Genomic DNA, 21571 nt, shown 5'->3' with positions numbered 1-21571 from the left:
ACCCCCGGCCCGGCCATCCTGGCCGGTCGTTCGCATTGAAAAACGCATGCGGTTCGGCGTCTTGGGGTGAGGCCGAGCTGACATCCTGTCGAGGCCTCGTCGTTCAGCCCACCCCCGGCCCGGCCATCCTGGCCGGTCGTTCGCCCTTCAAAACGCATGCGGTTCGGCGTCTTGGGTAAGGCCGAGCTGACATCCTGTCGAGGCCTCGTCGTTCAGCCCACCCCCGGCCCGGCCATCCTGGCCGGTCGTTCGCCCTTCAAAACGCATGCGTTTTGAACGGGCTCACCCACATTTCGAGTGTCCGCAGTTGAGGCAGGTGGCGCAGCCGTCCATCTGTACCACCGCCATGCTGTTGCACTTGCCGCACAGTTGCGCGCCGGCGGGGAAGCCTTCGCCCGGCTCGACCTTGCTGGTGCCCTGGGCGGCCTCGTAGGCGGCGCGTTTTTCCGCGAGGAAAAGACGCTGTTCCTCGTCCAGTTCAGGGCCACGCAACAGGCCGATGGCCGTCAGGTGGCGCTCCAGCACGCCGCCGATCTCGGCGACGATGGAGGGCATGTAGATGCCGCCTTTCTTCAGGTAGCCCCCGCGCGGGTCGAATACCGCCTTGAGTTCCTCGACAAGGAAGGTGCAGTCGCCGCCCTTGCGGAAAACCGCGGACATGATGCGGGTAAGTGCGACGATCCACTGGAAATGATCCATGTTCTTCGAGTTGATGAAGATCTCGAAGGGACGCCGCTGCTCGTGCGCCGTGCCCGCATTGAGGACCATGTCGTTGATGGTCACGTAGAGCGCGTGCTCGAACAGCGGCGACTTGATCTTGTAGGTGGCGCCGATCAGGGTATCCGGGCGCTCCAGGGTCTCGTCCATCTGCACCACCGACGCGGCTTCCGCGGCGGCGGCAAGGGCCTGCTCCTCGGCTTCGTTGACGACCTTGAAGCCCTTGATCTTCTGCGTGATCTTGACTGCTGACATATCGATTCCCCCGGCCTCAGTACTTGCCGTAATAGCCTTCTTTCAAGGCGTCGAAGAGGTTGGCGGCGGTATGGATCTCACCGTCGTACTCGACCTGCTCGTTGCCCTTGAACTCCACCACGCTGCCGTCCTCCAGTTCGAAGCGGTAGCGGGTCTTCTCCAGGTCGGACTCCTTGACCAGCACGCCCTGGAACGCCTCGGGATTGAAGCGGAAGGTGGTGCAGCCCTTGAGTCCCTGGTGCCAGGCGTAGCGATAGATGTCCTTGAAGTCCTCGAACGGGTAGTCGGTGGGCACGTTGGCGGTCTTGGAGATCGACGAATCGACCCACTTCTGCGCCGCCGCCTGGATGTCCACGTGCTGCGCCGGGGTGACGCTGTCGGCGGTGATGAAGTAGTCCGGCAGGCGTCGCGCCGGGTCGTCGCTGTCCGGCAGGGCCTGGGCGTTGACCAGAGTCCGGTAGGCCAGCAGCTCGTAGCTGTAGACCTCTACCTTTTCCTTGGTCTTGCGGCCTTCGCGGATAAGGTTGCGCGAATAATGGTGGGCGAAGCTCGGCTCGATACCGTTGGAGGCATTGTTGGCCAGGCTCAGGCTGATGGTCCCGGTCGGCGCGATGGAGCTGTGGTGGGTGAAGCGCGCGCCGGTTTCAGCCAACGCCTCGATCAGTTCCGGAGCATGTTCGGCGACCCGTTGCATGTAGCGGGAATACTTGGCGTGAAGCACGCTGCCGCGGATGCGGTCGCCGGCCTTATAGCCATCGGCGGCCATTTCCGGACGCTTGCGAAGCATTTCCGCGGTGACTTCGTAGTCCTGCGCCAGGATCGGCGCCGGGCCCTTCTCCCTGGCCAGCTCCAGGGCCACTTCCCAGCCCACCAGGGCCATTTCCCGCGCCACTTCCTCGGTGAATACGCAGGCCTCGGGACTGCCGTAGCGCAGCTTGAGCAGGGTCAGGGTCGAGCCCAGGCCGAGGAAGCCCATGCCATGCCGGCGCTTGCCAAGGATTTCCTGGCGTTGCTGTTCCAGCGGCAGGCCGTTGATTTCCACCACGTTGTCGAGCATCCGGGTAAACACCCGCACCACTTCGCGGAAACGGTCCCAGTCGAAGCGCGCCTCGTCGCCAAATGGCTGCTCGACGAAGCAGGTGAGGTTGACCGAACCGAGCAGGCACGAGCCATACGGCGGCAGTGGTTGCTCGCCGCAGGGGTTGGTGGCGCGGATCGCCTCGCACCACCAGTTGTTGTTCAGTTCGTTGACCCGGTCGATGAGGATGAAGCCCGGCTCCGCATAGTCGTAGGTGGAGACCATGATCATGTCCCACAGGTGACGGGCGCGGACCTGGCCGTAGACCTTGCAGGCGACCAGCCCGTCGGCGCGCTGGACGTAGTCGTCCTGGATCGGCCATTCGCGCCAGACCACCGCGTTGGGGTCGTCGAGGTCGATCTCGTCGCGCTCCTTCACGTGCACCGGGAATACCAGCGGCCAGTCGGCGTCCTGTTCCACCGCCTGCATGAACTGGTCGGTGATCAGCAGGCTCAGGTTGAACTGGCGCAAGCGCCCGTCCTCGCGCTTGGCGCGGATGAATTCGCGGACGTCCGGGTGGCTGACATCGAAGGTGCCCATCTGCGCGCCGCGGCGGCCGCCGGCGGAGCTGACGGTGAAGCACATCTTGTCGTAGATGTCCATGAACGACAGCGGCCCGCTGGTGTAGGCACCGGCACCGGAAACGTAGGCGCCGCGCGGGCGCAGGGTGCTGAACTCATAGCCGATGCCGCAGCCGGCCTTGAGCGTCAGGCCGGCCTCGTGGACTTTCTCGAGGATGTTGTCCATGGAGTCCTGGATGGTCCCGGACACCGTGCAGTTGATGGTCGAGGTGGCCGGCTTGTGCCCCAGGGCGCCGGCATTGGAAATGATCCGGCCGGCCGGGATGGCGCCGTTGCGCAGGGCCCAGAGGAAGCGCCCGTACCAGTGTTCGCGGGAGGCCTTGTCCTCGACATCGGCAAGGGCGCGGGCGACGCGTTGCCAGGTACCGTCGACGCTGGCATCCACCGGCGTACCGTCCTTGCTCTTGAGCCGGTACTTCTTGTCCCAGATATCCTGCGACGCGTCCTGCAGGGCGATGGTCCCGCGTTCGGTGCGGGGACTGCGTGCGTCTGTCTTGGCCATCCGCTGATTAACCTCCCGATGGTTGTTGGGGCGTCCGAAGCCGGCCACCGTACGCAACATCTAGTTATCCGTACCTGACGGGAATCAATATCTTGTGTCAGGCAGCAACAGACAACCTTAGTCATCGGGACGCCGCGCGCAAGAGGGCGCGGCCATCAGTCACGGGTTTTCAGAGCTTTTCCAGACAGCCGGCAAATTCGCCTGCCAGGTTGTTCAGAAGATTCTCATAGCCGTTGGCGTCCACGGTCACGTTCACGCCCAGGTCGTCCAGTTCGGCCAGGCGCACCGGCAGGCCTTCGCTGAGGGTGTCGGCCAGCCGCGGTCGAAGCGGCGGCTCGCTGAAGATGCAGGCCGGACCGGCGGCCTTCAGTTGGGCGCGCATGGCGGCGACATGGCGTGCTCCCGGCTGGACCTCCGCGGATACCGCGAACACGCCGGTATGGCGCAACCCGTAGGCTTCCTCGAAATAGTCGAAGGCTTCGTGGAAGACGAAGAAAGGCTTGCCGGCAAGCTTGCCCAGGCGTTCGCGGAGTTTCCCGTCGAGCCCGCCGAGGCGCTCCTCGAAGGCCTTCAGGTTGGCCCGGTAGCGCCCGGCGTTGGCCGGGTCGACCTGGGCCAGGTCCTCGGCCATCCGCGCGGCGATGGTGCGGGCGTTGGCCGGCAACAGCCAGAGGTGGGCGTCGAGCATGCCGGGACGATGGTCATGGTCGTGCTCGTCGTGCCCGGCATGCTCCTCTTCTTCGAAATTGACGAACTTGCGCAGGTGCATGCCCGGCAGGTCCTGCACCGCGACGCTGGTGCCCTGGCGGCCGGCGAGCACCTTGGGCAGGAAGTTCTCCAGGTCCGGGCCGATCCAGTAGAACAATTGCACCTCGCGCAGCCGCCGTACGTCGGAAGGACGCAGGGCATACTGGTGCGGCGAGGCGCCCGGCGGCAGCAGTACGTCCGGCTGGCCGACGCCGTCCTGAATGGCCGCGGCGACCAGTTGCAGCGGTTTGATGCTGGTCAGCACGCTGACCTCGGCGCGCGCCGGCGAAGCCAGCAGGAACAGGGCGAAGCAGGCGGACAGCAGGGCAAAGGGACGCAGGGTCACGGCGGCACTCACATGAAAGGTGGTTAGCGGGTAATATAATAACGTCTCTACCCTCGAGCGTCGCAGCCCATGTACAAGATTGCGCCCAAGACCCCGCTGGCCTGCCAGCCCCATGACCACAGCCAGTGCGTCAGCACCGCGCTGGCCGAGGCCGATGCGCTGTGCGCGCGCCAGGGCGTGCGCCTGACCGAACTACGGCGGCGCGTGCTGGAACTGGTCTGGCAGAGCCACAAGCCGCTGGGGGCCTACGATATCCTCGCGGTGCTCAGCGAAACCGACGGCCGCCGCGCCGCGCCGCCGACCGTCTACCGCGCGCTGGACTTCCTCCAGGAGAACGGCCTGGTGCACCGCATCGCCTCGCTCAACGCATTCGTCGGCTGCAACAACCCGGAGCACAGCCACCAGGGCCAGTTCCTCATCTGCCGCACCTGCCACACCGCGATCGAGCTGGAACAGCCGGATATCAGCCGGGCCATCGTCGCCGGAGCGAACAGCGTCGGCTTCGCCGTTGAAAGCCAGACCGTCGAGGTGGTCGGCCTCTGCGGCACCTGCCGGGACCAGAAGGACGCCTGATGGACAACGCGCTGGTGCGGCTGACCCAGGTCGGCGTGTCCTTCAACGGCCAGGCGGTGCTGAGCGATGTCGACCTGGCCATCGAGCCCGGCCAGATCGTCACCCTGATCGGCCCCAACGGCGCCGGCAAGACCACCCTGGTACGCAGCGTGCTCGGCCTGCTCAAGCCGCACGTCGGCGAGGTCTGGCGACGGCCGCGGCTGACCATCGGCTACATGCCGCAGAAACTCCACGTCGACGCCACCCTGCCGCTCAGCGTACTGCGCTTCCTCCGCCTGGTACCCGGGGTCAAGCGCGAGCAGGCGCTGGCGGCGTTGCGCGAGGTCGGCGCGGCGCACGTGCTGGAGCGCCCGCTGCAAAGCATTTCCGGTGGCGAACTGCAACGCGTGCTGCTGGCCCGCGCCCTGCTGCGCAAGCCCGAGCTGCTGGTGCTCGACGAGCCGGTGCAGGGCGTCGACGTCGCCGGCCAGGCCGAACTCTACCGCCTCATCGGCAAACTGCGCGACCGCTACGGCTGCGGTGTGCTGATGGTCTCCCACGACCTGCACCTGGTGATGAGCGCCACCGACCAGGTGGTCTGCCTGAACCGCCATGTCTGCTGCTCCGGGCACCCCGAGCAGGTCAGCGGCGACCCGGCCTTCGTCGAGCTGTTCGGCCAGGACGCTCGCAGCCTGGCGATCTACCACCACCATCACGACCACGCCCACGACCTCCACGGCGAGGTGGTCAAGGCCGGTCCCGGCGCCTTGCCTCCAGGCACCCGCTTCACTCCTGTCCACAAGCACGGCCCCGACTGCAACCATGGCTGACTTCCTGCTCAACGCCCTCCTCGCCGGCCTCGCCCTGGCCCTGGTGGCCGGCCCCCTGGGCTCCTTCGTGGTCTGGCGACGGATGGCCTATTTCGGCGATACCCTGTCCCACGCCGCACTGCTCGGGGTAGCCCTGGGTTTCCTCCTCGATGTCAGCCCGACCCTGGCTGTGACCGTCGGCTGCGTGCTGCTCGCGGTGCTGCTGGTGACCCTGCAGCAGCGCCAGCCGCTGGCCGCCGACACCCTGCTGGGCATCCTCGCCCACAGCACCCTGTCGCTGGGCCTGGTCACCCTGAGCTTCATGAAGGAAGTGCGGGTCGACCTGATGGCCTACCTGTTCGGCGATCTGCTGGCGGTGAGCGCCAGCGACCTGCTGTGGATAATCGCCGGCAGCGCGCTGGTCCTGGCACTGATCTGCTTCCTCTGGCGGCCGCTGCTGGCGATCACCGTGCACGAGGAACTGGCGAAGGTGGAAGGCCTGCCGGTCGGAGCGATCCGCCTGGCGCTGATGTTGCTGATCGCCATCGTCATCGCCGTGGCGATGAAGATCGTCGGCGTGTTGCTGATCACCTCGCTGCTGATCATTCCCGCCGCCGCCGCCCAGCGCCATGCCCGCAGTCCCGAGCAGATGGCGGTCGGCGCCAGCCTGCTGGGACTGGTCGCGGTGTGCGCCGGCCTGGCCCTGTCCTGGTTCAAGGATACCCCCGCCGGCCCCTCGATCGTGGTCAGCGCCGCCGGCCTGTTCCTGCTGAGTTTTGTCCTGCCCCGCCGCACGGTGTAGAATCTGGCGATTTTTTGACCAAACGAGAACCCGCAGGAATGATGTCGTCCTTCTTTCGCCTGCTGTCCGTCCTGGCGGCGGCGCTGCTGGTCAGCGCCTGCCAGGGCAATGCGTCGTCGCAACCGACGCCGGTGGTCGCGCCCCAGGCGCAGCCCGCCGATCCCTACGCCGAACTGCAGGAAACCCTGGCCGCCGGCAAGCTCGAACAGGCCGAGCAACAATGGCTGGCCCTGCGCAGCGCAGCCGCCGGCGACGAGCGCGTCGAAGCATTCCGCCGCCAGTTGGCCGAGGCCTACATGCAGCGCGGGGAAACCGCGCTGCGCCAAGGAGACCTCAACACCGCCACCAGTGCCCTCGGCCATGCCCGCGGACTGATGCCCAAGGCGCCGGCGCTGACCGCCGGGCTGGACGGTGCGATCAACCGCGCCAAGGTCGATCCCGCCCGTGCCGAGCAGGCCCGACGCATGCAGCAGGCGGCCCAGCAGCAGATGCAGCAGATCATCCAGACGCCGCCCGACGGCGAACTGAAGCCGCTGCCCGGCGCTCCCCACCTGATCGATCCGCAAGCGGCCAGCAGCGCCGTGCCCCTGCCGATGCTCGACGGCACCGGCCAGGGCGGCCTCGGTGCGGTGCTCGACGCGGTGGCCGCGGATGTCGTCGCCTACCGTTGCAGGGTGCATATCGAAGTGCGCCGGGACAGCGACTATCCGCTGGTTTCCGACCAGCTCCTGGCGCGGGTGAAGAAGCTCTCACCCGATTTCGACCTGCATCTCAGCCATGTCGTACAGGCCGACAAGCCGACCCGATTGATACTTACCCCCCGGAATTGAGGCCGGTCCAGCCCCGGCCGCAGCAGAAAGCGCTTGTCGGGAGCGAGCCAGACGCTTATTCCATTTCAATGTTTTTTCATCACCAATAAATATTAATAATGCATAAGAAAGCAAGGTAAAATGCTCGGTTTAGCTGACCGCCCATGCTTCCCGCCAAGCCCGTGCTCCAGCCGTAACAGCATCGCCGCACCCACAAGGTTCGCCCAGTGATCGAATTCCACGACGTCCACAAGACCTATCGAGTTGCCGGTCGGGAAATCCCCGCCTTGCAACCGACCCGCCTGAACATCCAGGCCGGGCAGATTTTCGGCCTGATCGGCCATTCCGGTGCCGGCAAGAGCACCCTGCTGCGCCTGATCAACCGCCTCGAGGAGCCCAGCGGCGGCCGCATCCTGGTCGAGGGCGAAGACGTCACCGCCCTCGACGCCGAAGGCCTGCGCCGTTTCCGCCAGCGCGTCGGGATGATCTTCCAGCACTTCAACCTGCTGTCCTCGAAGACCGTCGCCGACAACATCGCCATGCCCCTGCGCCTGGCCGGCGGCTTCAGCCGTGCCGAAGTCGATGCGCGGGTCTCCGAGCTGCTCGCGCGGGTCGGCCTGTCCGACCACGCGCGCAAGTATCCGGCCCAGCTGTCCGGCGGACAGAAACAGCGCGTCGGCATCGCTCGCGCCCTGGCCTGCCGGCCGAGCATCCTGCTCTGCGACGAGGCCACCAGCGCCCTCGATCCGCAGACCACCGCCTCGGTCCTGCAACTGCTGGCGGAAATCAATCGCGAGCTGAAGCTGACCATCGTCCTCATCACCCACGAGATGGACGTGATCCGTCGTGTCTGCGACCAGGTCGCGGTCATGGACGGCGGCGCCATCGTCGAGCAGGGCGATGTCGCCGATGTCTTCCTCCATCCGCAGCACCCGACCACCCGCCGCTTCGTGTTCGAGGCCGAACGGGTCGACGAGGACGAGCGCCACGACGATTTCGCCCACGTGCCGGGTCTCATCCTGCGCCTGACCTTCCGCGGCGAAGCCACCTATGCGCCGCTGCTGGGCACCGTGGCGCGGCAGACCGGGGTCGACTACAGCATCCTTTCCGGACGCATCGACCGCATCAAGGACACGCCCTACGGCCAGCTGACCCTGGCCCTGGTCGGCGGTGACCTGGAAGCCGCCATGAGCCAGTTGAACGCCGCTGACGTACATGTGGAGGTACTGCGCTGATGGACTTCTTCGAAACCATGAGCTTCGCCAACATCGACTGGTACGAAATCTGGCTGGCCAGCGTCGACACCTTCTGGATGCTCGGCGGTTCGCTGCTGTTCACGGTGGTCCTCGGCCTGCCCCTCGGCGTCCTGCTGTTCCTTACCGGGCCACGGCAGATGTTCGAGCAGAAGGCGGTCTACACCCTGCTCTCGCTAGTGGTGAACATCCTCCGTTCGTTGCCGTTCATCATCCTGCTGATCGTGATGATCCCGCTGACCGTACTGATCACCGGTACCTCGCTGGGCGTCGCCGGGGCCATCCCGCCGCTGGTGGTGGGCGCCACGCCGTTCTTCGCGCGCCTGGTGGAAACCGCGCTGCGCGAGGTCGACAAGGGCATCATCGAGGCAACCCAGGCGATGGGCGCCAGCACCCGGCAGATCATCTGGAACGCCCTGCTGCCGGAAGCCCGGCCGGGCATCATCGCCGCCATCACCGTCACCGCCATCACCCTGGTCTCGTACACCGCGATGGCCGGAGTGGTCGGCGCCGGCGGGCTGGGCGACCTGGCGATCCGCTTCGGCTATCAGCGCTTCCAGACCGACGTGATGGTGGTCACCGTGGTGATGCTGCTGATCCTCGTCCAGATTCTGCAAACCGTGGGCGACAAGCTGGTGGTGCACTTCTCGCGCAAGTAAGCTTGCCGGCCAAGCCCAAAACCCTGAGCGCCGCGGTTATCCACAGCCGCCAGGAACACCTCGAAAGGAGTTGAAGATGAAAAAACTGCTTGCTGCTTTCTCCGCTGTCGCGGCGCTCGGCCTCACCGCCGCCCAGGCCGCCGAGACCCTCACCGTCGCGGCCACCCCGGTGCCGCACGCGGAGATCCTCAATGTGGTCAAGCCGCTGCTGGCCAAGGAAGGCGTGGAACTGATGGTCAAGGAGTTCACCGACTACGTGCAGCCGAACGTGCAGGTCTCGGAGAAGCGCCTGGACGCCAACTTCTTCCAGCACCAGCCGTACCTCGATGAGTTCAACAAGGCCAAGGGCACCGACCTGGTCGCCGTGACCGGCGTACACATCGAGCCGCTGGGCGCCTACTCGAGCAAGTACAAGAAGCTCGACGAACTGCCTTCCGGCGCTACCGTGGTGATCCCCAACGACGCCACCAACGGCGGCCGCGCCCTGCTCCTGCTGGACAAGGCCGGGGTGATCAAGCTCAAGGACAACAAGAGCATCACCGCCACGCCGAAGGACATCGTCGACAATCCGAAGAACATCAAGATCCGCGAACTGGAAGCCGCGACCCTGCCGCGCGTGCTGACCCAGGTCGACATGGCGCTGATCAATACCAACTACGCCCTGGAAGCCAAGCTGAACCCGACCAAGGATGCGCTGGCCATCGAAGGCAGCGACTCGCCCTACGTGAACATCCTCGTCGCGCGCCCGGACAACAAGGACAGCGACGCCATGCAGAAGCTGGCCAAGGCCCTGCACAGCGCCGAGGTCAAGCAGTTCATCCAGGAGAAGTACAAAGGCGCAGTGGTACCGGCGTTCTGAGCCAAGCCGCGTAACCGCCCCTGGAAAAAGCCCGGTCTTCGACCGGGCTTTTTCGTTTCCGGCCCGGCCGCACGTCTGCCTGCCGTGCCACGACAGCGGTCATTCGGTCGTTTGCGGGAAATGTAGTGAAAAAAACATTCCGTCACATATTGAACAATCTGAAAAATTCACTACACAATCGACCCACCTTCGAGGATGCCCCATGCAAGAACTAAAACAACGCCTGGCCTCCCCGCCCGCCGAACTGACGCCCGCGGAGCGCAAGGTGGTGCGTGCCCTGCTCGATGACTACCCGCGCCTCGGCCTCGGTCCGATGACGCGCCTGGCCCGGCACGCCGGAGTCAGCGACCCGACGATCATGCGCCTGGTGAAAAAGCTCGGCTTCGCCGGCTACGGCGACTTCCAGGAAGCGCTGCTGGCCGACGTCGACGACCGCCTGCGCTCGCCGCGCACCCTGCTCGCCGAACGCCGCGAGCGGATGGGCCGCGACGACACCTGGGCGCGCTACCTCGACCAGGCTGGCCAGAGCCTGCAACAGGCCCTCGGCCTGACCCGCCCCGATGACATCCAGCGCCTCGCCGACTGGCTGCTCGACAGCCGCCTGCGCGTGCACTGCCACGGCGGACGCTTCAGCCGTTTCCTCGCCGGCTACCTAGTCACCCATCTGCGCCTGCTGCGCCCGCAATGCCGATTGCTCGACGACGGAGCCCTGCTCCCCGACCAGCTCTACGACCTCGGCCGCCAGGACCTGCTGGTCCTGTTCGACTATCGCCGCTACCAGAGCCAGGCCCAGCACGTGGCCCAGGCCGCCAAGGCACGCGGCACGCGGCTGGTGCTGTTCACCGACATCTACGCCTCGCCGCTGCGCGAACACGCCGACCTGATCGTCAGTTCGCCGGTGGAATCCGCCTCGCCCTTCGACTCGCTGGTGCCGGCCATGGCCCAGGTCGAGGCGCTGGTAGCGACCCTGGTGGCGCGCATGGGCGCGCCGCTCGACGAACGCCTGGAGGGCATCGACCAGCTCCGCAACGCGTTCAGCAGTCATCTTCTGGAGGAATGACCCGATGTTCAGCCTGCCCCACCACTCGCCGCGCGACCTGCCGTTCGGCCGCCGGCAGACCGCCATCCTGTTCGTCGACATGCAGCGCGCCTGGGTCGAGCCGGGGCGCGACCCGCACGTCGATCCGCAGGCGGCCGGCTACTTCTACGAGCGCGTGCAGAACCAGGTGATCCCCAACCAGCAGCGCCTGCTCGGGGCCATGCGCGCAGTGGACGAGAACGTCCTGCACACCATCATCGAGAGCCTCACCGCCGATGGCCGCGACCGCTCGCTGGATCACAAGCTGTCGGAGATGCACCTGCCCAAGGGCAGCCCGGACGCCAGGGTGATCGACGCCCTGGAGCCGACCGCCAACGAGATCGTGCTGCCGAAGACCTCTTCCGGCGTTTTCAACTCCACCGCCATCGACTACGTACTGCGCAACCTCGGCACCCGCCACCTGATCGTCTGCGGGGTGGTCACCGACCAGTGCGTGGACATGGCCGTGCGCGATGCCGCCGACCGCGGCTACCTGGTCACCCTGGTCGAGGATGCCTGTGCCACCCATACCCCGGAACGCCACCAGGCCTGCCTGGAAGCGATCAAGGGCTACTGCTGGATCAGCGACACCGAGACCGTCCTGCAACGCATCGCCGCCCTCGGCCGGAGCAACCTGTGAACCGCCTGCAGCCGGTACGCCTGGTCAGCTTCGTCACCACCGACCTGGCCGGCATCACCCGCGGGCGCTCGCTGCCCCTGGCGACCCTGGAAGAGCAACTGGCCAGCGGTTGCGGCTGGGTACCGGCGAACAGCTCGCTGACCCCGCAGGACCTGATCGACGAGAGCAGCCCCTGGGGCAGCCACGGCGACCTGCGCCTGCTGCCCGACCCGAACAGCCGGGTGCGCGTCGAGCAGGGTCCCGACGCCGCTGCGCCGGCGCTCGACTACCTGCACGGCAACCTGGTGGAAACCGACGGCACGCCGTGGCCGGCCTGCCCGCGCGGCCTGCTGCTGGCCGAGGTGGAACGCTATCGCGACAGCGGCCTGCAGGTCATCGCGGCGTTCGAACACGAATTCAGCCTGCTCGGCCTGCCCGGCGAGCGTCCGGCCGCGGCGTTTTCGCTGCAGGCCCAGCGTGCCGCCGGGCAGTTCCCCGGCTGGCTGGTCAGCGCCCTGGCCCAGGCCGGCACCGAGCCGGAGATGTTCCTCCCCGAATACGGCCAGCGCCAGTACGAGGTCACCTGCCGCCCGGCGCAGGGCGTGGCCGCCGCCGACCGCGCGGTGAACGTCCGCGAGGTCACTCGCGAAGTGGCGCGGCAGATGGGCCTGCGTACCTGCTTCGCACCGCTGCCGGCACCCGGCGCGGTGACCAACGGGGTACACCTGCACCTGAGCCTGCAACATGCCGACGGCAGCCCGCTGCTGTACGAGCCCGGTCGACCCAACGATCTCTCCGAACTCGGCGAGCACTGGGCCGCCGGCGTGCTCGCGCACCTGCCGGCGCTGTGCGCGCTGACCGCGCCTACCGCCGCCTCCTACCTGCGCCTGAAACCCCACCACTGGAGCGCCGCCTACGCCTGCCTGGGACTGCGCAACCGCGAAGCGGCGCTGCGCATCTGCCCGGTGGTGAGCGTCGGCGGCAAGCCGCTGGGCAAGCAGTACAACCTGGAATTCCGGCCGATGGACGCCACCGCCTGTCCGCACCTGGCGATGGCCGCGGTGCTGATCGCCGGCCGCCTGGGCATCGAACGACGCCTGCCGCTGCGCGCCCTGGCCGATGTCGATCCGCACGGCCTCAGCGACGAAGAGCGCCAGGCCCGCGGCATCCAGGCCCTGCCGGCGACCCTCGGCGATGCGCTCGACTGCCTGCAGCGCGACGAGACGCTCTGCGCCGAGCTGCCAAAGCCGCTGCTGGACACCTACCTCGCCATGAAGCGCCACGAACTGGCACTGACGGCGGGCCTTTCCGACGACGACCTGTGCCGCCACTATGCCGAGCTTTACTGACAACCCCGAACTCGGCATCTACCAGCTGCCTCCCTACCGCCTGCTCAACCCCGAAGGGCGCAGCCCGGTGGTCCTGGTCTGCGAGCACGCCAGCCGGCACATCCCGCTGGAGTTGCAGCGCCTCGGCCTGGACCAGGCCGCGGCGGAAGAACACATCGCCTGGGATATCGGCGCCCTGGCGCTGGCCGAAGAGCTTTCCCGGCGGCTCGACGCGCCATTGCTGGCGGCCGGCTACTCGCGCCTGCTGATCGACCTGAACCGACCGCTGGAGGCACCCGACAGCATTCCGCCGCACAGCGAGATCTACCCGGTTCCCGGCAACCGCGAGCTGTCCGAGACGGTGCGCCGCTATCGCCAGGATTGCCTGTTCCATCCGTTCCACCAGCGCCTGACGCAACTGCTCGACGAGCGCCAGGCCGCCGGCGTGCCGACCCGCGTGGTCGGCGTGCACAGTTTTACCCCGGTGTACCACGGCAGACCCCGCCCGCTGGTTGCCGGGGTGCTTTATCGCAACGCCGGCGCCTACGCCGGGCGCATCCTCGACGGTTTGCGCCGGCACGGCCTGGAAGTCGCCGGCAACCAGCCCTATGCGATCGACCCGGCGGAAGACACTACCGTTCCGGTGCATGGCGACGCACGCGGTCTGGAAGCGGTGCTGCTGGAGATCCGCAACGATGGATTGCGCACGCCGGATGCGGTGAGCGCCTGGGCCGAGCGTCTGTATCCCTGGCTCTGATGCGATGACCGGCGCCGCCGGTCGCCAATAACGAGAAAGAGGCCCGCTTCGCGTGCGGCGCCGATAACGACAATACGCTGCCTTTTCCCGAGGAGCCCGTCATGGCCATCGAACAGTTCGGATACCGGCAACAGCTGCGCCGCAGCCTGTCCCTGAGCGACCTGATCATCTACGGGATGATCTTCATGATCCCCATCGCCCCGTTCGGGGTCTACGGCTGGGTCCATGCCGACGCCCACGGCATGGTGCCGATGGCCTACCTGGTGGGCATGCTGGCGATGCTCTTCACCGCCCTCAGCTACGGAGCCATGGCCAAGGCCTTTCCGATTGCCGGCTCGGTGTATTCCTATGCGCAGCGCGGCATCCACCCCCATGTCGGCTTCATCGCCGGCTGGGTGCTGCTGCTCGACTACCTGCTGATCCCGCCGCTGCTCTACGTGTTCAGCGCACTGGCGCTGAACCACTTGTTCCCGGCGATCCCCAAGCTGGCCTGGATGCTGCTGTTCCTGGTCTCGGCGACCCTGGTCAACCTGCGCGGCATCACCTTCGCCGCCCGCGCCAACCTGTTGTTCCTGATCGGAGAGCTGGTGGTCCTGGCGATCTTCCTGGTGGTCGGCTACCAGGCGCTGGAAGGCGGCCTGGGCAACGGCCGGCTGACCCTCGAACCGCTGTATCGCCCGGAGGCCTTCGATCTCGGCCTGGTGATGAAGGCCGCCTCGATCGCCGTACTGTCGTTCCTCGGCTTCGACGCCATCTCCACCCTCGCCGAGGAGGTCAAGGGCGATCCCGCGCGACAGATCGGCCGCGCCGCGCTGATCGCGCTGTTCATCATGGGCGGCATCTTCATCGCGCAGACCTGGCTGGCCACCGACCTCGCCGCCGGGATGAACTTCAAGTCGGCGGACACCGCCTTCTACGAGATCGCCGAAGCGGCCGGTGGCCAGTGGCTGTCGATGCTGACCGCGGTAGCCACCGCGCTGGCCTGGGGTGTCACCGTGTCGATCACCTCGCAGGCAGCGGTCTCGCGCCTGCTCTACTCGATGGCCCGCGACGGCAGGCTGCCGCGCGCGCTGGCCAGGGTCCATCCGCGCTACCAGACGCCGCACGTCAGCCTGTACCTGGTGGCGGTGCTGTCGCTGGGAATCGGCTGGGCCTTCCTCGACGCACCGGACGTGCTCACCTCACTGGTGAACTTCGGTGCCCTCACCGGCTTCTGCCTGCTGCACCTGAGCGTGATCAACCACTACTACCGCCGCCAGCGCTCCGGCCAGTGGTTGCGGCATCTACTGTTCCCGCTGGTGGGCCTGGCGATCATCGCCTACGTGCTGTACAGCATGAGCCTCGACGCACAGTTGCTCGGACTGGCCTGGATCGCGGTGGGGCTGGTCTACCTGGCGTTGCTGCAACGCGGCGGGCGCCAGGCGCCAACGGAGTTGGCCAAGGATCTCTGACGCCTCGCGAGGGCTGCTTCAGGCCGGCTCTTCACCGACGAAATCGCTGCGGCTGAGGCCATGCCGCAGCATCTTTTCGTTGAGTGTCCGACGCGGCAGTTGCAGCAACTCCATCACCGCCTTGATGTCCCCGCGGCACTGGCCGAGCGCCTGGCGCAGGCACTCCGCCTCGAAGGCTTCCATGCGTTCCGCCAGCCCCGAGGTGAGGCCGCCGCCTTCCTCCGCGTCCCCGCGCTCCAGGCCGAGGACATGACGCTCGGCGGCGTTGGCCAGCTCGCGTACATTGCCCGGCCAGTCGTGGGCCATCAGCCGCGCCAGTTCCGCCGGCGCGGCGGGCTGCGGCTCGCGGCCGAGGCGCTGGCTGGCAACGCTGGCGAAATGTTCGAAGAGCAGCGGGATGTCCTCGCGACGCTCGCGGATCGGCGGCAGGCGCAGCTCGGCGACGTTCAGGCGATACACCAGGTCCTCGCGGAAGCGTCCGGCACGTGCTTCGGCCAGCAGGTCGGGCTTGGTCGCGGCAATCACCCGCAGGTCGACGTGGATACTCTGGTTCGAGCCGAGCCGCTCCAGTTGCTGCTCCTGCAGGACGCGCAGCAGCTTGACCTGCTGCGCCAACGGCATGCTTTCGATCTCGTCGAGGAACAGGGTGCCGCCATGGGCATGCTCGAGCTTGCCGATGCGCTTGCCCTGCGCGCCGGTGAAGGCACCGCTCTCATGACCGAACAGCTCGCTCTCGAACAGTTGCTCGGGAATCGCCGCGCAGTTCAGCGCCACGAACGGCTTGTCGGCGCGCGGCCCGAAGTCGTGCAGGCAGCGGGCAACCAGTTCCTTGCCGCTGCCGGTCTCACCACGGATCAGGACGTTCACCGGGGTCGGCGCCAGGGCCAGAACCTGCCGGCGCAACGCTTCCATCGGCTTGGACACGCCGAGCAGACGCGCATCGACCTGGTCCTTGAGACTGGCCTGCTCCTTCAGGCGCCGGTTCTCCAGCACCAGGCGGCGCTTTTCCAGCGCGCGCCGCAAACTGCCGAGCAGGCGCTCGGGCGTGAAGGGTTTCTCGATGAAGTCGTAGGCGCCCTGGCGCATGGCCTCCACCGCCATCGGCACGTCGCCGTGCCCGGTGACCACGATCACCGGCAGGTCGCGATCAACCGCCTGCAGGTTGGCGAGCAGTTGCAGGCCGTCCATGCCGGGCATGCGCACATCGCTGATGACCACCCCGGCGAAGGACTTGTCCAACGCTTCCAGGCATTCCTCGGCGCGCAGGCACAGGCGCACCTCGAAGCCGGACAGCTCCAGCCATTGCTGCACCGCTTCGCGGATCGTCGCTTCGTCGTCGACGAAGATCACCTGGTCGCTCATGTCGTTACGCTCGTGTCATCGGGGGCCGCCGGCAGGATCAGGCTGAACACCGCTCCCGCTTCGGCATTGGCGACCTGCAGGCGGCCGCCGAGTTCGTGGACGATCCCATAGGATACCGCCAGGCCGAGGCCGAGTCCCTCTCCCACCGGCTTGGTGGTGAAGAACGGATCGAAGACGCTGCCCAGGTGCTCGGCGGGAATCCCGCCGCCGTTGTCGGCGACGCTCAGCACCCAGTCGCCACCAAGCCGTTGCAGGGCCAGGCGGATCCATGGCCGCTCCTGGCCGGCAACGGCATCCAGGGCGTTGCGCAGCAGGTTGACCAGCACCTGTTCCAGGCGGATCGCGTCACCCATCACCCAGGCCGGCCAGAGCAGCGCCTGCTCGATCTCCACCCGTTCGGCGCGGATTCGCGGCAGCAACAACTGCTGCGCCTGTTCGACCACGTGACCCAACTCGATACGCTCGCGCAGGCCGCCGGCGCTCTTGCGCGCGAAGGTCTTCAGGTGGCCGGTGAGCGCGGCCATGCGTTCGAGCATCTGGTCGATGCGCGGCAACGCCTGGCGCGCCTCGTCGTGGCGTCCGGCGTCGAGCAGCAGGCGCAGGCTGGCCAGTTGCATGCGCTGGGCGGTGAGCGGCTGGTTGATCTCATGGGCCAGGGCCGCCGACATCTGCCCCAGGGCGGCCAGCTTGGCCGCCTGCACCAGGCCGTCCTGCGCGGTACGCAGGTCGGCGGTGCGCTGCTCGACCAGGCGCTCCAGCTCCTCCCGGCTACGTTGCCGCAGGCGGGCGATACGCCAGCGCTGGTGCAGGAACAAGCCGAGGAAGACCAGCGCCAGCCAGGTGCCGGCGGCGGCCAGGCGCGCGGTGGCGACGTCGTCCTGGATGCTCGCGGTGTCGCGCAGCAAGTGCAGGGTCCAGCCGTCGTTGGGCAGGTCCAGCGATTGCCAGAGGTAGTCCTTCTCGCCGTCGGCGCTTTCCACCCGCGCCAGACGGCTGTCTTCGCCGTAGCTGCGCAAGGTCTGGTGGCGCAGGGGTGTCAGGGGCTGGCGATCGTATTGCCGGGTCTCCGCCAGTTCGAAGCGGTCCACGGTATCCAGCGGTTCCAGTTCGCGGTAGCGCCAACCGGCGTGGTTGGCGAGGAACACGATACCCTTGGCGTCGCTGGCCAGGACCAGGTCGGGGGTCTGGTTCCACTGCCGTTCCAGATCGGGAAACTCCAGCTTGACCACGATTGCGCCCAGGAAGCTGCCGTCCTCGGCGCGCACCGCGTGGGACAGGAAATAACCGGGAATCCCGCTGATCACCCCGACCGCATAGAAACGTCCGGAGCCTTGGGCGATGGTCTGGCGGAAATAGGGACGGAAACCGTAGTTGTGGCCCACGTAGCTGGTCGGCAGGTTCCAGTTGCTCGCCGCCACGGCCAGCCCGGTACGGTCGAGCAGCTCCAGGGTGGAGGAGCGGGCGGCCAGGTTGATGCTTTCCAGCTTGAGGTTGAGGCGCTGCTGCAACTCGCCGTCGATCGGCCCGGCCAGCGCCGCGCGCAGATCCGGATCCAGCGCCAGTACCGCCGGCAGGCTGCGGAAGCGTTCGATCAGGGTCTGCAGCGAGCCGGCGTAGAGGTCCAGCTGCTTGCGCACCTGTTCGCCCTCGGCGCGTAGCGCCTGCTGCCGCGCCTGGCGTCCCGCCCAGTCCATGGACAGCAGCAGGCCGCCGAGCAGCGGCAACAACAGCAGGAACAGGCGCAGCGGACGGGACAAGGACATCGGCGGATCGAAACGGCGGCGGGAAGCGGCGACGATAGCACGGCGCCCGGTTACACTGCGCGCCGTACGAGGAGTCCGCCCATGTCGCTATCCCCCTGGTCCCATTCCTGCTCCGCCGGTTTCACCCTGCGCGGCTGGCGCAGCGAACCGAGCGGCAAGCCGTTGCTGCATTTCCTCCATGGCAACGGCTTCTGCGGCCGCACCTACGAACCGATGCTGCGTCTGTTGGCGGAGGATTTCGACCTCTGGCTGTGCGACATCCAGGGCCACGGCGAAAGCGACCATGGCGGCCGCTTCCACGGCTGGAACCGCAACGCCGAGATGGCGGTGGAGGCCTTCGAGGCCGGGCGCGGTCCCTATGGCGATGTCCAGCGACTGGCCTGCGGGCACAGCTTCGGCGGCGTCCTCAGCAGCCTCGTCCTGGCCCGCCATCCCACCCTGTTCGCCCGCGCCGTGCTGCTCGACCCGGTACTGTTCACCCCGGCGATGATCGGCGTGATGGCACTTTCCGAGACCCTCGGCCTGCAATTGCGCGGCAGCCTGGCGAAGAAGGCGCGCCTGCGCCGCAGCCAGTGGCCCGATCGCGCAGCCGCCTACGCCGGCTTGCGCGGCCGCGGTATCTTCAAGGGCTGGACCGACGAGGCGCTGTGGGCCTACGTGGAATATGCGCTGAAGGAGAGCGACGGCGGAGTCGAGCTGAAGTGCCGGCCAAGCCGCGAAGCGGAGATCTTCAGCTCCTTCCCCAGGCGGCTGTGGCCGTCGCTGGGCAAGATCACCACGCCGACCCGCGTGCTCTACGGTGACCGCACCTACCCTTTCGTCGCCAAGTCGGTGGCGCGCTGGTGCTCGCTCAACCCCCAGGTCAGCGCCCACGCGGTGGTCGGCGGCCACTGCTTCATGCAGGAAGACCCGGCCGCTGCCGCCGAACGCGTACGCGACTTTCTCCTGCCCAATCCATGAACGCTCCTTCCGTAGGGAATCCGGCGCTCATCCATCGGTCCCAAGGAGGATGACCCCCACAGGACCGAGCCATGCGCCCTCTCCTCTTCAGCGCCCTTCTCCTGCTCTCCGGGCATGCCCAGGCCAGCGAATGGAACGACAGCCGGGCCGTGGACAAGCTATTCGGAGCGGCCGGTGTGAAAGGCACCTTCGTCCTTTACGATGTGCAGCGGCAGCGCTATGTCGGCCATGACCGGGAGCGCGCGGAAACCCGCTTCGTTCCCGCTTCCACCTACAAGGTGGCGAACAGCCTGATCGGCTTATCCACAGGGGCGGTTAGATCCGCCGACGAGGTTCTTCCCTATGGCGGCAAACCCCAGCGCTTCAAGGCCTGGGAGCACGACATGAGCCTGCGCGACGCGATCAAGGCATCGAACGTACCGGTCTACCAGGAACTGGCGCGGCGCATCGGCCTGGAGCGGATGCGCGCCAATGTCTCGCGCCTGGGTTACGGCAACGCGGAAATCGGCCAGGTTGTGGATAACTTCTGGTTGGTGGGACCGCTGAAGATCAGCGCGATGGAGCAGACCCGCTTTCTGCTCCGACTGGCGCAGGGAGAATTGCCATTCCCCGCCCCGGTGCAGTCCACCGTGCGCGCCATGACCCTGCTGGAAAGCGGCCCGGGCTGGGAGCTGCACGGCAAGACCGGCTGGTGCTTCGACTGCACGCCGGAACTCGGCTGGTGGGTGGGCTGGGTGAAGCGCAACGAGCGGCTCTACGGCTTCGCCCTGAACATCGACATGCCCGGCGGCGAGGCCGACATCGGCAAGCGCGTCGAACTGGGCAAGGCCAGTCTCAAGGCTCTCGGGATACTGCCCTGACGCTCTGCCGCCTCAGTCGCCGACCTTTTTCTGCCGGGACTGCCGCCACTCGTCGAGGCGAATCACCTCGGCGCTATGCACCGGCGGGTTGTCGACCTCGGCGGCCGCCTCGAAGCGATGCGGGGCCAATTCGATGGCGCCGAGGTGATAGCCATACATGACGATGCGCCCGGCGTAGCGTTCCTCGCCGCTGACGGTGAATTCGAAACCGAACTCGCGGCTCAGCCGCCACTGCCCGCGGTGGTCACGGGCCAGGCGCAGGCGCCGGCGCGCGACATTCTCGTCGAGCAGTTCCACGCCCTGCTTGGCGCAATGCTGTTTGGCCAGCAGTAACGCCCGCTCGCGCACGCCATGGGCGCGCCACCACCAGGCTGCGGCGGCGCCCAACAGGAGCATGACGAAAAGGTTACCCAGGGTCACGAGCGGAATCCGGTGTAGGGGGACGGCCAGCTTACCCGTTCTCCCGGCAGGCAGCGAGTGGGGGGTGTTTTCGCCATGTGAATTAGCCCCCATACTGCGCCGACTCAGCTGTAGGAAGTCGTCTCATGCCACGTACGCCCCACCTGCTCGCCATCCAGTCCCATGTGGTCTTCGGCCACGCCGGCAATGCCGCGGCGGTGTTCCCGATGCAGCGCATCGGAATCAACGTCTGGCCGTTGAACACGGTGCAATTCTCCAACCACACCCAGTACGGTCAATGGACCGGGCAGGTGCTGCCGCCGGAGCAGATTCCGGCTCTGGTGGACGGTATTGCCGGCATCGGCGAACTGGGCAACTGCGACGCAGTGCTGTCCGGATATCTCGGCAGCGCCGCCCAGGGCCGCGCCATTCTCGACGTGGTGGCACGGATCAAACAGGCCAACCCTCGGGCGTTGTACCTCTGCGACCCGGTCATGGGCCACCCGGAAAAAGGCTGCATCGTGGCCCCGGAAGTCAGCGACTTCCTGCTGGAAGAAGCCGCCGCGGTCGCCGACTACCTGTGCCCCAACCAGTTGGAGCTGGACAGCTTCTGCGACCGCCAGCCGAACTCCCTCGCCGACTGCGTGGAAATGGCACGGAGCCTGCTGGCACGCGGTCCCAGGGCAATCCTGGTAAAGCACCTGAACTATCCGGGCAAGGCCGGCGACACCTTCGAGATGCTGCTGGTGGCCGCCGATCAGGCCTGGCACCTGCAACGCCCGCTGCTGGCCTTCCCGCGGCAACCGGTCGGAGTCGGCGACCTGGCCTCGGGGCTGTTCCTCTCTCGCCTGCTGCTCGGCGACGACTTGCGTAACGCCTTCGAATTCGCCGGCGCCGCGGTCCATGAAGTGCTGCTGGAAACCCAGGCCTGCGGCAGCTACGAGCTAGAGCTGGTGCGGGCGCAGGATCGGATCGCACACCCAAGGGTTCGTTTCGACGCAGTGCGCCTTTAGTCTCCATCCCAG

At 67.1% G+C, this 21571-nt stretch carries 21 protein-coding genes; 15 read left to right on the top strand and 6 right to left on the bottom strand.

All coding sequences use genetic code 11. The features are described from left to right. Positions 1–282: 282 nt before the first annotated feature. The 3 genes from HMPREF2581_RS30830 to HMPREF2581_RS30820 form a co-directional block, all read right to left on the bottom strand. Positions 283–972 (bottom strand): TSCPD domain-containing protein, encoded by a 690-nt coding sequence (locus tag HMPREF2581_RS30830; RefSeq protein WP_003096987.1) that lies wholly within the window; start codon positions 970–972, stop codon positions 283–285. 16 nt (positions 973–988) lie between these two features. Next, positions 989–3193, bottom strand: coding sequence for an adenosylcobalamin-dependent ribonucleoside-diphosphate reductase (locus HMPREF2581_RS30825; RefSeq protein ID WP_003122328.1), 2205 nt, complete (start codon positions 3191–3193; stop codon positions 989–991). A 109-nt stretch (positions 3194–3302) separates the two neighbouring features. After that, positions 3303–4226 carry a zinc ABC transporter substrate-binding protein gene (locus tag HMPREF2581_RS30820; RefSeq protein WP_003142139.1) on the bottom strand — a complete coding sequence of 308 codons (924 nt, stop codon included), beginning with the start codon at positions 4224–4226 and terminating at the stop codon, positions 3303–3305. Between the two features lie 69 nt (positions 4227–4295). Between HMPREF2581_RS30820 and zur the strand changes: the two genes are divergently transcribed. The 12 genes from zur to HMPREF2581_RS30760 all read left to right on the top strand — a co-directional run bounded on the left by zur (position 4296) and on the right by HMPREF2581_RS30760 (position 15202). Continuing rightward, on the top strand, positions 4296–4799 hold the full coding sequence (gene zur, locus HMPREF2581_RS30815) for a zinc uptake transcriptional repressor Zur (RefSeq protein ID WP_003096992.1): 504 nt from the start codon (positions 4296–4298) through the stop codon (positions 4797–4799). Further along, positions 4799–5608: a zinc ABC transporter ATP-binding protein ZnuC gene (znuC, locus tag HMPREF2581_RS30810; protein ID WP_003114128.1), complete on the top strand. Its 810-nt coding sequence runs from the start codon at positions 4799–4801 to the stop codon at positions 5606–5608. Before zur ends, znuC begins: the two co-directional genes overlap by 1 nt. Further along, complete coding sequence (gene znuB / locus HMPREF2581_RS30805; protein ID WP_003096998.1) at positions 5601–6389, top strand: zinc ABC transporter permease subunit ZnuB; 789 nt, start codon at positions 5601–5603, stop codon at positions 6387–6389. The genes znuC and znuB overlap by 8 nt, the downstream gene beginning before the upstream one ends. 41 nt (positions 6390–6430) lie before the next feature. Then, positions 6431–7219: a PA5502 family lipoprotein gene (locus HMPREF2581_RS30800; protein WP_003142141.1), complete on the top strand. Its 789-nt coding sequence runs from the start codon at positions 6431–6433 to the stop codon at positions 7217–7219. A gap of 206 nt (positions 7220–7425) precedes the next feature. Then, positions 7426–8433 carry a methionine ABC transporter ATP-binding protein gene (locus tag HMPREF2581_RS30795; RefSeq protein WP_003097002.1) on the top strand — a complete coding sequence of 336 codons (1008 nt, stop codon included), beginning with the start codon at positions 7426–7428 and terminating at the stop codon, positions 8431–8433. Continuing rightward, positions 8433–9110, top strand: coding sequence for a methionine ABC transporter permease (locus tag HMPREF2581_RS30790; protein ID WP_003097004.1), 678 nt, complete (start codon positions 8433–8435; stop codon positions 9108–9110). The genes HMPREF2581_RS30795 and HMPREF2581_RS30790 overlap by 1 nt, the downstream gene beginning before the upstream one ends. A gap of 76 nt (positions 9111–9186) precedes the next feature. Then, a complete protein-coding gene (locus tag HMPREF2581_RS30785) occupies positions 9187–9969 on the top strand; it encodes a MetQ/NlpA family ABC transporter substrate-binding protein (RefSeq protein ID WP_003142142.1) in 783 nt (260 codons plus the stop codon). A 202-nt stretch (positions 9970–10171) separates the two neighbouring features. After that, positions 10172–11029 (top strand): transcriptional repressor QapR, encoded by an 858-nt coding sequence (gene qapR, locus HMPREF2581_RS30780; RefSeq protein WP_003142144.1) that lies wholly within the window; start codon positions 10172–10174, stop codon positions 11027–11029. 4 nt (positions 11030–11033) lie between these two features. Further along, positions 11034–11687: a cysteine hydrolase family protein gene (locus tag HMPREF2581_RS30775; protein WP_003109125.1), complete on the top strand. Its 654-nt coding sequence runs from the start codon at positions 11034–11036 to the stop codon at positions 11685–11687. Then, positions 11684–13015: a glutamine synthetase family protein gene (locus HMPREF2581_RS30770; RefSeq protein WP_003097012.1), complete on the top strand. Its 1332-nt coding sequence runs from the start codon at positions 11684–11686 to the stop codon at positions 13013–13015. The genes HMPREF2581_RS30775 and HMPREF2581_RS30770 overlap by 4 nt, the downstream gene beginning before the upstream one ends. A gap of 67 nt (positions 13016–13082) precedes the next feature. Then, on the top strand, positions 13083–13751 hold the full coding sequence (locus HMPREF2581_RS30765) for an N-formylglutamate amidohydrolase (protein WP_003136463.1): 669 nt from the start codon (positions 13083–13085) through the stop codon (positions 13749–13751). Positions 13752–13852: 101 nt separating this feature from the next. Beyond that, the gene (locus tag HMPREF2581_RS30760; RefSeq protein ID WP_003099715.1) at positions 13853–15202 is read left to right on the top strand and encodes an APC family permease; all 1350 of its coding nucleotides are present in this window, start codon (positions 13853–13855) and stop codon (positions 15200–15202) included. Positions 15203–15220: 18 nt separating this feature from the next. On the opposite strand, the gene HMPREF2581_RS30755 is transcribed toward HMPREF2581_RS30760, so the two are convergent. Together HMPREF2581_RS30755 and HMPREF2581_RS30750 are read right to left on the bottom strand one after the other, a co-directional pair. Further along, positions 15221–16564: a sigma-54-dependent transcriptional regulator gene (locus HMPREF2581_RS30755; protein ID WP_003142146.1), complete on the bottom strand. Its 1344-nt coding sequence runs from the start codon at positions 16562–16564 to the stop codon at positions 15221–15223. Next, positions 16561–18327, bottom strand: coding sequence for a sensor histidine kinase (locus HMPREF2581_RS30750; protein WP_003097020.1), 1767 nt, complete (start codon positions 18325–18327; stop codon positions 16561–16563). Before HMPREF2581_RS30750 ends, HMPREF2581_RS30755 begins: the two co-directional genes overlap by 4 nt. 81 nt (positions 18328–18408) lie before the next feature. On the opposite strand from HMPREF2581_RS30750, the gene poxA reads away from it, so the two are divergent. Together poxA and HMPREF2581_RS30740 are read left to right on the top strand one after the other, a co-directional pair. Beyond that, the gene (poxA, locus tag HMPREF2581_RS30745) at positions 18409–19287 is read left to right on the top strand and encodes an alpha/beta hydrolase PoxA (RefSeq protein WP_003097022.1); all 879 of its coding nucleotides are present in this window, start codon (positions 18409–18411) and stop codon (positions 19285–19287) included. A gap of 71 nt (positions 19288–19358) precedes the next feature. Next, the gene (locus HMPREF2581_RS30740; protein WP_003097028.1) at positions 19359–20147 is read left to right on the top strand and encodes an OXA-50 family oxacillin-hydrolyzing class D beta-lactamase OXA-488; all 789 of its coding nucleotides are present in this window, start codon (positions 19359–19361) and stop codon (positions 20145–20147) included. 12 nt (positions 20148–20159) lie between these two features. Here the strand turns inward: HMPREF2581_RS30740 and HMPREF2581_RS30735 are convergent, their stop codons facing one another. Continuing rightward, positions 20160–20660 carry a DUF3301 domain-containing protein gene (locus HMPREF2581_RS30735; protein ID WP_003121391.1) on the bottom strand — a complete coding sequence of 167 codons (501 nt, stop codon included), beginning with the start codon at positions 20658–20660 and terminating at the stop codon, positions 20160–20162. A 32-nt stretch (positions 20661–20692) separates the two neighbouring features. On the opposite strand from HMPREF2581_RS30735, the gene pdxY reads away from it, so the two are divergent. Beyond that, positions 20693–21559, top strand: coding sequence for a pyridoxal kinase PdxY (gene pdxY, locus HMPREF2581_RS30730; RefSeq protein ID WP_003142148.1), 867 nt, complete (start codon positions 20693–20695; stop codon positions 21557–21559). Positions 21560–21571 lie beyond the last annotated feature (12 nt).

Origin of the sequence: Pseudomonas sp. HMSC057H01 (assembly GCF_001836405.1) — a bacterium.
Classification (GTDB): domain Bacteria; phylum Pseudomonadota; class Gammaproteobacteria; order Pseudomonadales; family Pseudomonadaceae; genus Pseudomonas; species Pseudomonas aeruginosa.
Note: the sequence above shows the minus strand (reverse complement) of the source record. Positions and strands in the feature narration are given on the sequence as shown.

Excerpts from the sequence above, each read along its gene's own strand:
- HMPREF2581_RS30830 (WP_003096987.1), bottom strand. The coding sequence starts at position 972 with ATGTCAGCAGTCAAGATCACGCAGAAGATCAAGGGCTTCAAGGTCGTC.
- HMPREF2581_RS30825 (WP_003122328.1), bottom strand. The coding sequence starts at position 3,193 with ATGTTGCGTACGGTGGCCGGCTTCGGACGCCCCAACAACCATCGGGAG.
- zur (WP_003096992.1), top strand. The coding sequence starts at position 4,296 with ATGTACAAGATTGCGCCCAAGACCCCGCTGGCCTGCCAGCCCCATGAC.
- znuC (WP_003114128.1), top strand. The coding sequence starts at position 4,799 with ATGGACAACGCGCTGGTGCGGCTGACCCAGGTCGGCGTGTCCTTCAAC.
- znuB (WP_003096998.1), top strand. The coding sequence starts at position 5,601 with ATGGCTGACTTCCTGCTCAACGCCCTCCTCGCCGGCCTCGCCCTGGCC.
- HMPREF2581_RS30800 (WP_003142141.1), top strand. The coding sequence starts at position 6,431 with ATGTCGTCCTTCTTTCGCCTGCTGTCCGTCCTGGCGGCGGCGCTGCTG.
- HMPREF2581_RS30790 (WP_003097004.1), top strand. The coding sequence starts at position 8,433 with ATGGACTTCTTCGAAACCATGAGCTTCGCCAACATCGACTGGTACGAA.
- HMPREF2581_RS30785 (WP_003142142.1), top strand. The coding sequence starts at position 9,187 with ATGAAAAAACTGCTTGCTGCTTTCTCCGCTGTCGCGGCGCTCGGCCTC.
- qapR (WP_003142144.1), top strand. The coding sequence starts at position 10,172 with ATGCAAGAACTAAAACAACGCCTGGCCTCCCCGCCCGCCGAACTGACG.
- HMPREF2581_RS30775 (WP_003109125.1), top strand. The coding sequence starts at position 11,034 with ATGTTCAGCCTGCCCCACCACTCGCCGCGCGACCTGCCGTTCGGCCGC.
- HMPREF2581_RS30760 (WP_003099715.1), top strand. The coding sequence starts at position 13,853 with ATGGCCATCGAACAGTTCGGATACCGGCAACAGCTGCGCCGCAGCCTG.
- HMPREF2581_RS30755 (WP_003142146.1), bottom strand. The coding sequence starts at position 16,564 with ATGAGCGACCAGGTGATCTTCGTCGACGACGAAGCGACGATCCGCGAA.
- HMPREF2581_RS30750 (WP_003097020.1), bottom strand. The coding sequence starts at position 18,327 with ATGTCCTTGTCCCGTCCGCTGCGCCTGTTCCTGCTGTTGTTGCCGCTG.
- poxA (WP_003097022.1), top strand. The coding sequence starts at position 18,409 with ATGTCGCTATCCCCCTGGTCCCATTCCTGCTCCGCCGGTTTCACCCTG.
- HMPREF2581_RS30740 (WP_003097028.1), top strand. The coding sequence starts at position 19,359 with ATGCGCCCTCTCCTCTTCAGCGCCCTTCTCCTGCTCTCCGGGCATGCC.
- HMPREF2581_RS30735 (WP_003121391.1), bottom strand. The coding sequence starts at position 20,660 with ATGGGGGCTAATTCACATGGCGAAAACACCCCCCACTCGCTGCCTGCC.
- pdxY (WP_003142148.1), top strand. The coding sequence starts at position 20,693 with ATGCCACGTACGCCCCACCTGCTCGCCATCCAGTCCCATGTGGTCTTC.